Origin of the sequence: Pseudoxanthomonas sacheonensis (assembly GCF_031455975.1) — a bacterium.
In the GTDB taxonomy this organism is placed as follows: Bacteria; Pseudomonadota; Gammaproteobacteria; order Xanthomonadales; family Xanthomonadaceae; genus Pseudoxanthomonas_A; species Pseudoxanthomonas_A sacheonensis_A.
Genome location: NZ_JAVDTT010000001.1, coordinates 1470104 through 1484730, shown reverse-complemented (window position 1 = coordinate 1484730; position 14627 = coordinate 1470104). Strand labels below are relative to the sequence as shown.

Genomic DNA, 14627 nt, shown 5'->3' with positions numbered 1-14627 from the left:
ATTGCGTCATTGTGGTTCCAGGGTCGCCAACACCGCATCGGCTTCCACAAAATCGCCTGCTGCTGCGCGCAGCTCGGCCACCACGCCGTCGCGCGGCGACTTGATCGCCAGTTCCATCTTCATCGCTTCGATCACCAGCAGCTCCTGGCCGGCCGCGACAGCCTGTCCGGGTTTGGCCTTGATCATGACCACGCGGCCCGGCATCGGCGCGACGATGCGGCCGTCGTTGCCGGAAACGGAGGCGTTTTTCGGCCGATAGGCCGATACCAGCACCAGATCCAGGCGTTTGTCGCCGTCATGCACGCTGACCCTGTGCGAATCGATACGAACCAGGAACCGCCGTGCCTGCGATTCCAGGCGCAGGCTCAGCTCGCCCGCGCGCAGGCGTGCGCCCGTGACCGCATGGATGCCGTCGGCGGATTCGATGCTGTATTCGCCATCGGCGCCGTGGGCCACCAGGCCTAGCTCCTCGCCCCGATGCAGGAAGGCCAGGGGACGACGGCCGGCATGCCCCAGGCGCCATCCGTCCGCGATCGCCCAGGGAGAACTGTGATCGCTGGAAAGCGCAGCGGCTTCGCGGGCGACGGCTTCCTGCATCAGCAAGGTCGCTGTCGCCGCGGCCAACAAGAGGGAAGGGTCGACGGCGTGCGCCGGCATGAACTCATCGAGATGCCGGTCCAGATAGCCTGTATCGATGCTGCCTTCCACGACGGAAGGGTGGCGCACCAGTCGTTCGAGGAATTCGATATTGGATTTGGGTCCCACGATCTCGCATTGGGACAGCGCATCGCGCAAGCGGGCGAGGGCGGTGGGCCGATCCTGGTCCCAGACGATCAGCTTGGCGATCATCGGGTCGTAGAAGATGCTGACGATATCGCCTTGCACTACGCCCGAGTCGATGCGTACTTGCGGCGAAGGCGTGGGCAAGACCAGTTTTTCCAGCCTGCCGGAACCGGGCAGGAAACCCGCTTCCGGATCTTCCGCATACAACCGCACTTCGATGGCGTGGCCATGTTGCGGTACCTGCTGCTGGACGATCGGCAACGCATCGCCTGCGGCGACGCGCAGTTGCCATTCCACCAGATCCAGGCCGGTGGTCAGCTCGGTGACCGGGTGCTCCACCTGCAGGCGGGTGTTGATCTCCATGAAATAGAACGCGCCGCCCGGGTCGACGATGAATTCCACCGTTCCCGCATTCACGTAATCGATGGCGTGCGCCGCCTTGACCGCCGCCTCGCCCATCGCAGCGCGCAGTTCCGGCGTCAGGAAAACGGAGGGCGATTCTTCCAGCACCTTCTGGTAGCGGCGCTGCGCGGAACATTCGCGCTCGTTGAGATGGAGGGCGTTGCCGTGCGCGTCGCCGAAGACCTGGATCTCGATATGCCGCGGCGCTTGCACGTAACGTTCCAGCAGCACGCGGTCGCGGCCGAAGGCGTTGCTGGCTTCGCGCTGGCAGCTTTCCAACTGGGCGATGAACTCGTCCAGCCGATGCACGATGCGCATGCCCTTGCCGCCGCCGCCGTGGGCGGCCTTGATCATCAGCGGAAAACCGATCCGCGCCGCCTCACGCGAGAGTACGTTGGGCGACTGGTCTTCGCCGGTATAGCCCGGCACGACCGGCACGCCGGCCGCCATCATCAGATCCTTGGCGCCGGCCTTGCTGCCCATCTTGCGCATGGAGGCGGCTTTGGGCCCGATGAAGGCGATGCCCGCATTCTCCACGGCTTCGGCGAAGTCGGCGTTCTCGGACAGGAAACCGTAGCCGGGATGGATCGCCTGCGCGCCGCTGCGCTTGGCGACTTCGAGGATCGCATCGCCGCGCAGGTAGCTCTCGGCAGGGCGCGGTCCGCCGATCGGATACGCCTCGTCGGCCTGGCGCACATGCTGTGCATCGGCGTCGGCTTCGGAGTAGACCGCGACCGTGCGGATGCCCAACCTGCGGCAGGTGCGGATCACGCGACAGGCGATTTCGCCGCGGTTGGCGATGAGGATCTTGGAGAACATCAATTCATTCCGGCAAATGGCACACCGCCTCGACATTGTGGCCATCGCGGTCGGTGATGAATGCGCCGTAGTAGTTGGGGTGGTAATGGGGGCGCAGGCCCGGCGCGCCGTTGTCGCGGCCTCCCGCGGCAAGACCGGCGGCGTGGAAGGCATCCACCTTGGCGCGGCTGTCGGTAACGAAAGCGATATGGGTATGCGCCGCAACGCCGCGAGCGTCGCTGCCGATCCAGAAGCTGGGCTTGCCGTCGCGTCCGAAGCCGGCCGCCCAAGTGCCGTCTCCGGTCTGTTCTGGCGTGACTTCCATCAGCAGCGTTGCGCCGATGGTGGCGAACAGTTGTTCGTAGAACGTTTTGCTGCGCGCGTAGTCCGAGACGGGGATGCCGGTATGGTCGATCATCGTTTTTCTTCCTTGTTTGCCCATGAAGGAGGTCGCTTGTCGAGGAAGGCGGAAAGGCCTTCCTGTCCTTCCGCTGAAACGCGCAGGCCCGCGATCAATGCGGCATTGGCTTGGTCCTGCGCCTCGCCATCGGGCGTCGCTATGACGCGGGCGATCAGCGATTTCGCGCCAGCGGCAGCCAACGGACCGGCCTTCAGCAGCAAATCGATCTGGCGCTGCACGGCCGAATCCAGCTGTTCCGGCGGCACCACCTGATGCAGCAGTCCCATCTGCAACCCGGTCTGCGCGTCGAATATTTCCGCGGTGGCGAACCAGCGCCGCGCCTGGCGTGCGCCGATCGCGGCGATGACGTAAGGCGAGATCACCGCCGGCAGCAGGCCGAGTTTGCTTTCGGTCAGGCCGAACTTGGCCTCGGGTACGCCGAGGGCGATGTCGCAGCACGCCACCAGGCCGACGCCGCCGCCGAAGGCAGCGCCATGTACGCGGGCGAGGGTGGGTTTGGGCAGCTCGTCCAGCGTCCGCATCAGTCGGGCGAGGGCCAGTGAATCCTTGCGGTTCTCCGCCTCGCTGGCGGCGGCCATGCCGCGCATCCAGTTGAGGTCGGCGCCGGCGGAGAACGAGGCGCCGGCGCCTTCCAGCACCACCACCCGGACGCTCCCATCGGTTCCGGCCGTCGCCAGGGCAACGGTCAGTTCGGCGATCAATTCGGCGTCGAAGGCGTTGTGCAGGTCCGGCCTGTTCAATCGCAGGCGCAGGACGCCGCCTTCCTGTTGCTGTTCCAGCATTCCCGACATCACAACCCTTCCCAGCGGCGAGGCTGAATGATAGCCGTTCGGTCGGGCCAGGCGTTCGTGCGCTGTAGCGGTGATAGAATGAGAATAATTCGTATTTGAGAGCGTTTCGTGACGCTGAACGACCTGCCCCGGCGCACCCCTGCCATTGTCGAATCCGTGAACGACCAGAGCCCAAATGACAACATCGCCCGCCGCTTGCGCGAGCTGGGTTTTGTCGCCGGTGAGCAGGTGGAAATCGTGGCCGAGGGGCCGATGGGCGGCGAGCCGCTGCTGGTGCAGGTGGGTTTCACCCGTTTCGCGTTGCGCCGCACCGAAGCCTTGCGTGTGCAACTGCGCAGCGCGGAGACGCCGGCATGAACGCTGCCGCTTTGTCTCCGCGCCTGGCCCTGGTCGGCAGTCCCAACTGCGGCAAAACCGCCTTGTTCAACCAGCTCACCGGTAGCCGCCAGAAGGTCGCCAATTACGCCGGCGTCACCGTCGAACGCAAGGAAGGCCGCTTGCACAGCGTCGCCAGCGGACGCAGCTACGCCGTGCTGGATCTGCCCGGCGCCTACAGCTTGCACGCGGCCAGCCTGGATGAGGCCATCACCCGCGATCTGTGCCGCGGCTTCCTGCCCGGCGAGCCGGCGCCTGACGTGCTGGTTTGCGTGGTCGACGCGACCAACCTGCGCCTGCATCTGCGCTTCGCGCTGGAAGTGCGCGAACTGGGCAAGCCGATGATCCTGGCGGTGAACATGGCCGACGTCGCGCGCCGTCGCGGCGTCACCGTCGACCTGGAGGTGCTGGAACGCGAATTGGGCGTGCCGGTGGTGGAAACGGTGGCGGTCAAACGCAATGGCGCCAAGGCCCTGATCGAACAGATCGACCGCCTGGCCGCCGAACCGCACGCGCCTCACCAACAGCTGGCCGAGGGCGCCGATCTGCACCAGGAAACCCGCCGCCTGCTTTCCATCGCGGTGAGCATGCCCACGCGCACCGCCAGAGTGGACGATGCGCTGGATCGCTGGCTGCTGCATCCGGTATTCGGTCTGCTGGCGCTGGCGGTGGTGATGTTCCTGATCTTCCAGGCGGTCTACGCCTGGGCTACGCCGATGATGGACGCCATCGACGCGGCCACCGGCTGGCTGGGCGCGACCGTGGGCGCCGCGCTTCCGCAAGGGCCGCTCAACAGCTTGCTGGTCGACGGCATCATCGCCGGGCTGGGCGGGGTGATCGTGTTCCTGCCGCAGATCCTGATCCTGTTCGCCTTCATCCTGGCGTTGGAGGAGTCCGGCTATTTGCCGCGCGCGGCCTTCCTGCTCGACCGGATGATGGCTTCGGCCGGCTTGTCGGGACGTTCCTTCATTCCGCTGTTGTCGAGCTTCGCTTGCGCCATTCCGGGGATCATGGCCACGCGCTCCATCCAGGACCCGCGCGACCGCCTGGCCACGATCCTGGTGGCGCCGTTGATGACCTGTTCGGCGCGACTGCCGGTCTATGCGCTGCTGATCGGTGCCTTCATTCCGCAGAAGCAGGTCTGGGGCGTGTTCAACCAGCAGGGGCTGGTGCTGTTCGGCCTGTACTTCGCCGGCGTGGTCAGCGCGCTGATCGTGTCGTGGGTGATGAAGAAATGGCGTCGCGACAAGAGCGAACATCCGCTGCTGCTGGAACTGCCTTCCTACCGTATTCCGCATCCACGCGATCTGCTGATCGGCCTGTGGGAGCGCGCCTGGATCTTCCTGCGCCGGGTCGGCGGTATCATCCTGGCGCTGACCATTTTGCTGTGGTTCCTGCTGTCGTTCCCCGGAGCGCCCGCCGATGCGACGATGCCGGCGATCGATTACAGCTTCGCCGGACGCATCGGCCATGCGATGACCGCGATCTTCGCGCCGATCGGCTTCAACTGGCAGATCTGCATCGCGCTGATTCCGGGCATGGCCGCGCGCGAAGTAGCGGTATCTTCGCTGGCCACCGTATACGCGCTGTCGGCGGCAAACGACGAAGCGGCCGCGCAGGCGCTGACCCCGCTGATCTCCGATGGCTGGTCGCTGGCCACCGCGCTATCGCTGCTGGTCTGGTTCATCTATGCGCCGATGTGCATCTCGACCTTGGCCACGATCAAGCGCGAGACCAATTCGTGGAAGAAAATGTCCTTCGCCACGATCTATCTGTTCGCGCTGGCCTATGGCGCATCGTTCGTGACCTATCAGGTCGCGGTATTGCTGGGGGCAGGGTGAGCGCGTCGTTGCTGCTGCAATACCTGGTCATCGCGCTGGCGGTGCTGCTCAGTGCGTGGGTGGTGGCGAAGAAGCAGTTCCCCGGCAGCGTACGCAGGCTGCGCGTCTCTCTGGCGTTGCCGTTGCTGCGCGAAGGCAGGCCGTCGTGGATGCGTGCGATCGGCCTGCGTGTCTCGCCGGTCTCGCAAGCCGGCGATGCGGCTTGCGGCGGTTGCGACAATTGCGGACCGACCACGCCCAAGCGTTGATCAGGCACGGCGTCGGAACGACGTGGGATCGGCGTAGGAGCGACGTGAGTCGCGAAACGAATGTCGACGTAGCGCTTCTTGATCTACGATTTTCAGTCGCGACTTACGTCGCTCCTACGTAGCACCCACGTAGCACCCACGTAGCTACGCACTCGCGGGGCTAGTGGCTGCGCCCGCGCGGTCCCTTCAAGTCGTTGCGCGGCACCGCTTCCACCGCCAGGGTGAAGCTGCGCTCCTCGTTGACCTGCATCGCGCCCACGCCGACCACGTGGCGTGCGATCTCGTCGCCTCGGTCGTTCTTGATGGTCAGCACCACGGTGTATTCCCACGCGGCGCCTTCGGCTGGATGCCGCACCGTCCCCTGCACGCGCAGGGGAACGATGGTTTCGGCCGCGCGCTTGGCGGTGACCGCCGCTTCATCGAAGCGCAGATGGTGCTTGCACGCAGGGCAGACGCTCGCGCTTTCCAGGATGGTGGTCTTGCAGTGCGGGCAACTGCGCGTCGCGCCGGCAGTGCCCGGGCGCGGGGTGCTCATGAAGCGGCGTCTTTCTCCGCGTCCTTGGAACCGCCGGACTTGGATGCGGTCGCCGCCTTGCTATCGTCCCAACCGAAGTCCGCCTGGCCGCGCATGCGCGATCCTGCCGCCACGGTCAGCGATCCGGCCTTGAGATCGCCGATGATCACGCCCGAGCTCAACAGCTCCACGCGCGAGGCGGCTTCTATGTTGCCTTCCAGTTCGCCGGCGATGGTGACCTTCTTGGCGCGCACGCCGCCATTCAACTTGGCGCCGGTTTCTATGGTCAAGTCGCCCTGCACATTGACGTCGCCCTTGAACTTGCCAGCGATGCGCACATGGCCGGTGCCTTCGATCTTGCCCTCGATGGTCAGGTCGGCGGCGATCAGCGATTCCTTCGGCTCGCGCTCATTGCTGGGGGCGGGAACCGCACGCGGCGGGGCGGTAGTCGTCGGCGAGAAATCGGCGGCAGCGGCGGGAACGTCGCGCACCGGTTCGGGCGGCAGCGGGATCGAATCCTTTCGAGCGGGGTTCTGATCCTTCCAAATAGACATCGGCATAGTCTCCAGCGAGGGACGGGGGATTTGAGACTATCGCTGTCAAATGACGGTTTTGCTGTGATCGGGCTCACCAAAATGCCCGGCGATGTCCGCAGTTGGCTCCGACACCTCAGGTAAAGCCTGATATCTGAACGGCTTATCTTCCGCCGGCCACGTCGATGAACGCGCCCGTGGTGTAGGAGGCTTCGTCGGACAACAGCCAAAGGACCGCCTGAGCGACTTCCTCGGCCCGACCGCCACGCTTGAGCGGAACGAAGGCCTTCACCCGTTCGACCCGATCCGGCTCGCCGCCGCTGGCATGCATTTCCGTGTGGATGAAGCCCGGGCGCACCGCATTCACGCGAATGCCTTGTTCTGCCACCTCCGCGGCCAGGCCGCGGGTGAAGCTGTCGATGGCGCCCTTGCTGGCGGCGTAGTCCACGTATTCGTTGGGGGATCCGGTGCGTGCGGCGACCGAGGACAGGTTGACGATGGCTCCGCCGCCACCGCCGTTCGCGTTGGACATGCGCCTGACCGCCTCGCGGGCGCAGAGGAAACTGCCGATCACATTGGTGGCGAACACGCGCTGCAGGCGCGCGGCATCGATCGCCTCCACGCGGCCCTGCCGCTCCAGCACGCCCGCGTTGTTCACCAGCGCGCTGAGGCGACCCAGCTGCCGGTCGATGGTTTCATAAAGACGCATGACGTCCGCTTCCGCCGAAACATCGGCCGCCACGGTGATGGCATTGCCACCGCCACGCTCGATGTCGGCCACCACCGCGAGCGCCGCTTCGCGGTTATGGAGGTAGTTCACGCATACGTCGTAACCGCGTTCGGCCGCCAGCCGCGCCGTGGCGGCGCCGATTCCGCGGCCGGCTCCGGTGACCAGCAGGACTTTCCGCATCCGTCTACATCCGGAACACGCCGAACTTCGCCGGCTCTATCGGCGCGTTCAACGAAGCGGAGATCGCCAGCCCCAACACGCGGCGCGTATCGGCCGGATCGATGATGCCATCGTCCCACAGGCGCGCGGTCGCGTACCACGGACTGCCCTGGGATTCGTACTGTTCGCGGATCGGCGCCTTGAACGCTTCTTCCTGCTCGGCCGACCATTCCCTGCCGGACGCTTCGATGCCGTCGCGCTTGACCGTGGCCAGCACGCTGGCCGCCTGTTCGCCGCCCATCACGCTGATGCGCGCGTTGGGCCACATCCACAGGAAGCGGGCCCCGTAGGCGCGGCCGCACATGGCGTAATTGCCGGCGCCGAAGCTGCCGCCGATCACCACCGTGAACTTGGGCACCGACGAGCAGGCCACCGCGGTGACCATCTTGGCCCCGTCCTTGGCGATGCCTGCGTTCTCGTACTTCTTGCCGACCATGAAGCCGGTGATGTTCTGCAGGAACACCAGCGGGATGCCGCGCTGGTTGCACAGTTCGATGAAATGCGCGCCCTTCAGCGCGCTTTCCGCGAACAGGATGCCGTTGTTGGCGATGATGCCGACCGGGTAACCGTGCAGGTGGGCGAAGCCGGTGATCAGGGTCTTGCCGTAGCGCGCCTTGAACTCGTCGAAACGCGAACCGTCGACGATGCGAGCGATCACTTCGCGGATGTCGAACGGACGCCGGGTGTCTTTCGGCACGATGCCGTACAGCTCCTGCGCGGCGAACAGCGGTTCCTGCGCTTCGCGCACGGCCAGCGGGAGGACTTTGCGGCGGTTGAGGTTGCCGACCAGATTGCGCGCGATCTGCAGCGCGTGGCGGTCGTCCTCGGCGAAATGATCGGCCACCCCGGACACGCTGGTGTGCACCTCGGCGCCGCCGAGCGCTTCGGCGTCGACCACCTCGCCGGTCGCGGCCTTCACCAGCGGCGGGCCACCCAGGAAGATGGTGCCCTGTTCCTTGACGATGATGCTTTCGTCGCACATCGCCGGCACGTAAGCGCCGCCGGCGGTGCAACTGCCCATGACCACGGCGATCTGGGGAATGTTTTCGGCGCTGAGGCGGGCCTGGTTGTAGAAGATGCGGCCGAAATGCTCGCGGTCCGGAAACACCTCGTCCTGCAGCGGCAGGAAGGCGCCGCCGGAATCGACCAGGTAGAGGCAGGGCAGGCGGTTCTCGCGTGCGATTTCCTGCGCGCGCAGGTGCTTCTTCACCGTCATCGGAAAATAAGTGCCGCCCTTTACCGTGGCATCGTTGGCCACGACGACCACTTCCAGACCCTGCACCCGGCCGATGCCGGCGACCATGCCGGCGCCCGGCGCCGCATCGTCGTACATGCCTTCGGCGGCCAGCGGAGCTATTTCCAGAAAAGGGGAGCCGGGGTCTAGCAGGGCGGTGATGCGATCGCGCGCCAGCAGTTTGCCGCGTTCGGTGTGCTTGTTGCGGGCCTTCTCGCCGCCGCCGTCGGCCGCACGGGCAAGGCGACGGTCCAGTTCTTCCACCAAAGCGCGGTGGTAGGCGACGTTGTCGGCGAATTCGGTGGAGCGCGGATCGAGTTGCGAAGTCAGTACCGACATGCCGTCGACGCCTGCTGAAGGAATGCGCAAGGATACAACCCGTCCCACCAAAGCCCCAGACGCGACAAGGCCCGCAGAAGCGGGCCTTGTCGGTCTTGCGGTCGTTGGCCGAAGCCAGCGGATTACTTCTTGGCGGCTTCTTCGGCCTTGTCGGCGACTTCAGCGGCCTTGTCGGCGGTAGCCTGCGCAGCGTCGGAGACCGCGTCAGCGGTCTTCGCCGTCGCTGCCTGCGCCGCGTTTTCGGTGGCTTCTGCAGCAGAGCTGGTGGCGGCAGCGGCATCGGTCGCAGCGGCGGCGGTCGCATCGGCAGCGGCGTGCGCGGCATCGCCAGCGGCGGTCGCGGCTTGGCCGGCTTCAGTGGCGGCCTGGTCGGCGGCAGCGGCGGCATCGGCAGCGGCGGCGTCGGTCGATTCGCTCTTGGTGCAGGCGCTCAGGGCCAGGACGGAGGCGGCGAGCAGTACGTAGAATTTGGTCTTCATGAGGTATCTCCGGGTTGATGTGAACAAATTGATGGGAGCAACAGATCGGCGAGTGCAGGCGGAGTCTGGTGAGCCATCCCCTCGGCCTGATACTGAAAAAGGCCGCCGGTGTGCACCGGCGGCCTTTCGCATTTTACGCTAGCTTGAAGCGATACCTTTCGGTATTACTTCTTGGCTTCTTCTGCAGTGTCCTTCGCGGCTTCGGCCGTGTCGGCAGCAGCAGCGGCCGTGTCGGCAGCGGCGTCAGCGGCAGCGGCGGTCGGAGCAGCAGCAGCGTCGGTAGCGGCAGTAGCAGCAGCGTCAGCAGCCTGAGCGGCGGCGTCAGCGGAGGTCTGGGCGGCATCGGCCGTGGCAGCGCCGGTAGCGGCGGCGGCGTCAGCAGCAGCCTGGGCTTCGGTAGCCGTGGCAGCAGCGTCGGTCGCGGCGTCAGCAGCCTGCTCTTTGTTCGAGCAAGCAGCCAGGGCCAGGCCCAGAGCCAGCGCGATCAGCGTCTTGTTGATGGTCATTTGTGAATTTCCTCGTCGTTTAGTTGGCAACGCGCTATTGCGCGCCGGTGACATGATGACAATCCGGATTGGGCTGTCAAGCGGTTGCGCAGTTATTTTTGTCAACGCTTCGTTAAACGTATCACAACACCTTGTTTTCTCACAATACCTCGATTGCGATAGCGGTCGCTTCGCCGCCGCCGATGCACAGCGAGGCGATACCGCGCTTGCCTCCCCGGTTGCGCAGCGCATGGACCAGGGTGACTACCAGCCGGGCGCCCGAGGCGCCGATAGGGTGGCCGAGGGCCGTGGCGCCGCCATTGACGTTGACCTTCGAATGGGGGATGCCCAGTTCCTTGATCGGCGTCATGGCCACCACGGCGAAGGCTTCGTTGATTTCGAACAAGTCCACGTCGTCGACGGTCCAGCCCACTTGCTTCAGCAGCTTTTCGATGGCCCCGACCGGCGCGGTGGTGAACCACTGCGGCTCCTGGGAGAAGGTGCTGTGGCCGACGATGCGCGCCAGCGGAGCGATGCCGCGCTTGGCCGCCTCTTCGGCGCTCAGCAGCACGGTGGCCGCCGCGCCGTCGGAAATGCTGGAGGAGCTGGCGGCGGTAACCGTACCGTTCTTGTTGAAGGCGGGTTTCAGGGTCGGGATCTTGCTGACGTCGGACTTGCCGGGTTGTTCGTCGGTGGCGAACTCGATCTCGCCCTTGCGGGTGGTGACCTTGACCGGGACGATTTCGTCATCGAACGCGCCGGACTTCTGCGCAGCCTGGGCGCGCGTGGCCGACTCGATGCTGTAGGCGTCCTGCTGCTCGCGAGTGAAACCATGCTTTTCCGCGGTGGCATCGGCGAATACGCCCATGGCTTGACCGTCGTAAGGATTGACCAGTCCGTCCCAGGACATATGGTCCACCGCCTGGAAGTTGCCGAAGCGGTTGCCGGTGCGCGAGTTGGGGATCATGTGCGGGGCGTTGGTCATCGATTCCATGCCGCCGGCGACCACCACCGTGGCCGAACCCGCCTTGATCAGGTCGTGGCCCAGCATGATCGCCTTCATGCCCGAGCCGCAGACCTTGTTGATAGTGGTGCAGCCGGTGGAAGTCGGCAGGCCGGCGGCCAGCGAGGCCTGGCGCGCGGGCGCCTGGCCGAGGTTGGCCGGCAGCACGCAGCCCATGATCACTTCGGAGACATCGGCAGCAGGTACGCCGGATTGCTCAAGCGCGGCCTTGATCGCGGTGGCGCCCAAGGTAGGTGTGGGCACGCCGGTGAACTGGCCAAGGAAGGAACCTATCGCGGTGCGCTTGGCGGCGGCGATGACGATATCGGACATGGGGGAACTCCATATGGTGCTGCGGCACTGCCGCGGTATCCGTGGATTATGAGGGAAGCGGCGTAACCCCGCATGCACGCGGACCGTGGATGCGGACCGCGGACGCCGTGCGCAAAAGAAAGGGCCCGGATTGCTCCGGGCCCTGGTGTCGCGTTGGTTCTGGATTATTGGTAGCTGCCCGTGAGTGTCGCGCCCGCGTAGGCGGTGAAGCCCGCGATCCGTACGTAGTACGTACCGGGCTTGGCCACCAGAGTGCAGGTCTCGTTGTTGGAGCCGGATTCCGAGCCGCAGTCTATGGAGGAGGTCGGTGCTTCGCCCCACTTCACGTACAAGTCCGCATCGCCGGTACCGCCCTGCATGACGAAGCTGACCTGGCTCGCGCCCGCCGGAACCACCAAGCTGTAGTACGTTTGGCTACCCGCAGTGCCGGACACGGCAATCGGCACGCCATTGGCGAGCGGAATCGTCGAAGCCGGCGGCGGCGGCGGAACCCGCAGTGCGATCGGCATATGCAGTGACGGCAGGGACAGGTTGCCATTGGCCGAGTTGCTCGGGGCGATCTCGATCGAGCCGAAGCGGAAACTGCCGTCGGCAGGTGCGGTGGTGTTTTTGATCGTGATCAGCACCGCGCGCGATTCGCCCGGCTTCAAGGTCAGGCTCGCCGGCTCGACGGTGCCGGAAAAGCCCTGCAGCTTCAGACGCCACTGGTGCTTGTACGGCAGGGTGCTGCGGACGGTGCGCACGAAGAAGCAGGCATTGGTGCAGTTGGCCTTCTGGATTGCAGCCAGATTCAACTCGGACGCTTCTCCACCTACTGCCGGATTGGCAGCGATGAACCGGGCCGTGGTCTCGTTGAGGACCAACCCCGCGCGTGCCGCAACGTCGACCTGCAGTCGTCCCGAACCTGCCGCATGTGCATCCGCCGGGGTGACCTGGTCTTCTAGCAGTACGCTGCGGGTGGCAGCCATGGTCAGTGCCGACTTGATTTCCGGCACGGTCCAGGACGGATGCAGCTGCCGCATCAGAGCCGCTGCACCTGCGGTGTGCGGCGAAGCCATCGAGGTGCCGCTGATCGCAGCCGTCAGGTTCTCAAAGCCAGTGAGCGTCGTGCCGGCATAGGCCGCCAGTACATCGACACCCGGCGCGCTGAGGTCGGGCTTCAGCACGTCGAACCCGCCGGGGCCGCGGGAGCTGAAGTCGGCAAGCGCATCGATGGCATTGGGAGAAATGTTGATGCCTGCCGTGGCTCCTCCGTTGGTCTGCGAATAATCGCGGAGGGCATTGCCGATAGCTTGGGTAACGCCGAACGCCGGAATCGTGGTGCCGGGAACGCTCGGGCTGATGCCACCGGTGGTGTTGTTCGACAGCACCACCACCAACGCGCCTGCGGCAGCCGCGTTGTTGGTTTTGATCGTGAAGGAGCAGGTGCCGCGACGGATCACTGCAATTGCGTTCTGGAACTGGCCGGCCGCATAAGGTAGACAACCATCATCGACGCTATTGATACCAGGGCTGACCACGACCGGAGTCGTGGCGGGCAGCGCGTTCTGCAGACTGACGCCACCGGAGCCCGGGCTGAGCAGGACCCGTTGCAGGTTCGCAGGTGGGGTGCTGGGTCCGCTGACGGCAAGCACCGCGGTGAACCCGCCCAGACGATGGCGCGAGGCGGCCGAGGACGTGGTCCAGGGCTCAACATGGCCCAGTGTTGCGGCACCCGGTCCAGAGTTGCCTGCGGAAGTCGCAACGAACACGCCCGCATTGGTGGCGTTGAGGAACGCCAGCGAGACCGCATCGTTCCACGGCGCCGCACCGCCGCCGATGGAGAAGTTGATCACGTCAACGCCGTCGGCGATCGCCTGGTTCACGGCCGCTACCGACGACACGTTGGGGCAAGAACCCTGGCCGGTGGCGATGGTGGTGTAGCAGACGTCGTAGGCGATCAGATTGGCGCGGGGAGCGACGCCGGAAATCGTGACCTGGCTTCCGTTGAACACCGTGGGGCGGCTGTCGCCGGCAGCGGTCGAGGCGGTGTGGCTGCCGTGACCGTTGGTATCGCCGAAGCCGGGTTCTTCGCGCAGGCCGACGACGCCACAAGCGTTCGCCGGTGCGCCGACGCCGCAGATGAAGTCGTAACCGCCGATCAGCTTGTCGTTGCAACGGCCGGCGTCCACGCCACCAGGGGCGCAGGTGCCGAGATAGTTGCCCGCGCCATTCGGATTGGTGTGCACGTAGCCGTCCACCGGATCCACCGCCGCGAACGACGGGCTGCCGAAGTTGATGCCGGTATCGATGATTCCGACCACCACGCCTTCGCCGCGTGTGCGATCAGGGCCGTCGCCCAGCGGCAGGGAGATGCCGTTCCAGACCGTATTCGCACCGATCAATTGAGGGCTGATATTGGTATCCAGCGCATATTCGCGATAGGCCTCGACCAGTTGCACTTCAGGTAGCCGGCTGATGGCCTCGGCCTCCAGCGGCGACATCGAGGTGACGATCGCGTTGAGCGCGTGCTGCATGCGTTGAGTCACCTTGATCTGACGGCCCAACGCTCGGTCGATACGACCCTCGTAGCCGCGTTGTTTGTCTTCCAGAAGTTTCACGTAGGCGCGCGCCTGTGGGCTGGCGACTTCGATCCGGCCGCGCCCGTTGCCTTTGCGGGCGGGTTTGGCGATGCCGGCGACGTTGCCTTGATAGGTGGCCAGGGGCGCATCGCGGAACACCACGATGTGCGTCTGTTGCCGGTCGTCTACCGCGGTCAAAGCCGCATCGCCGCTTCCGCTCGCGTTGCCCGCAGCGGTTGCGGAGAAGCCCACGCCGCCGACGGATCCGTCGGAAGTGGAAGACGTGCCGAACGTAGCGCCTGAGAGGGAGGCCGCCGCCCAGGCGGCGAGGCAAGCCAGTCCGGTCAACGCGGTCGCTAAGGCGATGCGCTTTTTACGTAAAGAGATGGACATCTTCATTCCTTGAGTGTCGGCCCGTCGGCTCGGGGGGAGCCTTGGGCGTTGAGGGAAAGTTTTGTCGTGCGCGAGTGCGTAACTTTAAAAACAAGCCGCAGGCCGAAATTGTGACGGGCGACACGCAAAACGATGTCATGGAACG

Annotated in this window: 14 protein-coding genes; 3 read left to right on the top strand and 11 right to left on the bottom strand. The window is 65.4% G+C overall.

Annotated features, from left to right (window positions below):
• Positions 1 to 6 precede the first annotated feature (6 nt).
• Genes J2W94_RS06665 through J2W94_RS06655 form a run of 3 tightly spaced genes read right to left on the bottom strand, consistent with a single transcriptional unit; the run spans position 7 to position 3195 of the window.
• Positions 7 to 2004, bottom strand: a complete 1998-nt coding sequence (locus tag J2W94_RS06665; protein ID WP_310091326.1) for an acetyl/propionyl/methylcrotonyl-CoA carboxylase subunit alpha — start codon at positions 2002 to 2004, stop codon at positions 7 to 9.
• Between the two features lie 4 nt (positions 2005 to 2008).
• Positions 2009 to 2401, bottom strand: coding sequence for a VOC family protein (locus tag J2W94_RS06660; protein ID WP_310091324.1), 393 nt, complete (start codon positions 2399 to 2401; stop codon positions 2009 to 2011).
• A complete protein-coding gene (locus tag J2W94_RS06655) occupies positions 2398 to 3195 on the bottom strand; it encodes an enoyl-CoA hydratase-related protein (RefSeq protein ID WP_310091322.1) in 798 nt (265 codons plus the stop codon). The genes J2W94_RS06660 and J2W94_RS06655 overlap by 4 nt, the downstream gene beginning before the upstream one ends.
• Positions 3196 to 3303: 108 nt before the next feature.
• Here J2W94_RS06655 and J2W94_RS06650 point away from each other — a divergent pair, with 108 nt between their 5' ends.
• Genes J2W94_RS06650 through J2W94_RS06640 form a run of 3 tightly spaced genes read left to right on the top strand, consistent with a single transcriptional unit; the run spans position 3304 to position 5659 of the window.
• Positions 3304 to 3552 (top strand): FeoA family protein, encoded by a 249-nt coding sequence (locus J2W94_RS06650; protein ID WP_310091320.1) that lies wholly within the window; start codon positions 3304 to 3306, stop codon positions 3550 to 3552.
• A complete protein-coding gene (gene feoB / locus J2W94_RS06645) occupies positions 3549 to 5411 on the top strand; it encodes a ferrous iron transport protein B (RefSeq protein ID WP_310091318.1) in 1863 nt (620 codons plus the stop codon). Before J2W94_RS06650 ends, feoB begins: the two co-directional genes overlap by 4 nt.
• Complete coding sequence (locus tag J2W94_RS06640) at positions 5408 to 5659, top strand: DUF6587 family protein (RefSeq protein WP_310091316.1); 252 nt, start codon at positions 5408 to 5410, stop codon at positions 5657 to 5659. Before feoB ends, J2W94_RS06640 begins: the two co-directional genes overlap by 4 nt.
• 160 nt (positions 5660 to 5819) lie before the next feature.
• Here the strand turns inward: J2W94_RS06640 and J2W94_RS06635 are convergent, their stop codons facing one another.
• From J2W94_RS06635 to J2W94_RS06600, 8 genes are all read right to left on the bottom strand, one after another.
• Positions 5820 to 6194, bottom strand: a complete 375-nt coding sequence (locus tag J2W94_RS06635; protein WP_310091314.1) for a hypothetical protein — start codon at positions 6192 to 6194, stop codon at positions 5820 to 5822.
• Entirely contained in the window at positions 6191 to 6727 is a 537-nt protein-coding gene (locus tag J2W94_RS06630) for a bactofilin family protein (protein WP_310091312.1), read from the bottom strand. Before J2W94_RS06630 ends, J2W94_RS06635 begins: the two co-directional genes overlap by 4 nt.
• A gap of 142 nt (positions 6728 to 6869) precedes the next feature.
• Positions 6870 to 7616, bottom strand: a complete 747-nt coding sequence (locus J2W94_RS06625; RefSeq protein WP_310091311.1) for an SDR family oxidoreductase — start codon at positions 7614 to 7616, stop codon at positions 6870 to 6872.
• 4 nt (positions 7617 to 7620) lie between these two features.
• On the bottom strand, positions 7621 to 9228 hold the full coding sequence (locus tag J2W94_RS06620; RefSeq protein WP_310091613.1) for a carboxyl transferase domain-containing protein: 1608 nt from the start codon (positions 9226 to 9228) through the stop codon (positions 7621 to 7623).
• Between the two features lie 122 nt (positions 9229 to 9350).
• Positions 9351 to 9707 (bottom strand): hypothetical protein, encoded by a 357-nt coding sequence (locus J2W94_RS06615; protein WP_310091309.1) that lies wholly within the window; start codon positions 9705 to 9707, stop codon positions 9351 to 9353.
• A 164-nt stretch (positions 9708 to 9871) separates the two neighbouring features.
• Entirely contained in the window at positions 9872 to 10213 is a 342-nt protein-coding gene (locus J2W94_RS06610; protein WP_093279880.1) for a hypothetical protein, read from the bottom strand.
• 139 nt (positions 10214 to 10352) lie between these two features.
• Positions 10353 to 11528, bottom strand: coding sequence for a thiolase family protein (locus tag J2W94_RS06605; RefSeq protein WP_310091306.1), 1176 nt, complete (start codon positions 11526 to 11528; stop codon positions 10353 to 10355).
• A 164-nt stretch (positions 11529 to 11692) separates the two neighbouring features.
• Entirely contained in the window at positions 11693 to 14482 is a 2790-nt protein-coding gene (locus tag J2W94_RS06600; RefSeq protein ID WP_310091304.1) for a S8 family serine peptidase, read from the bottom strand.
• Positions 14483 to 14627: the final 145 nt, after the last annotated feature.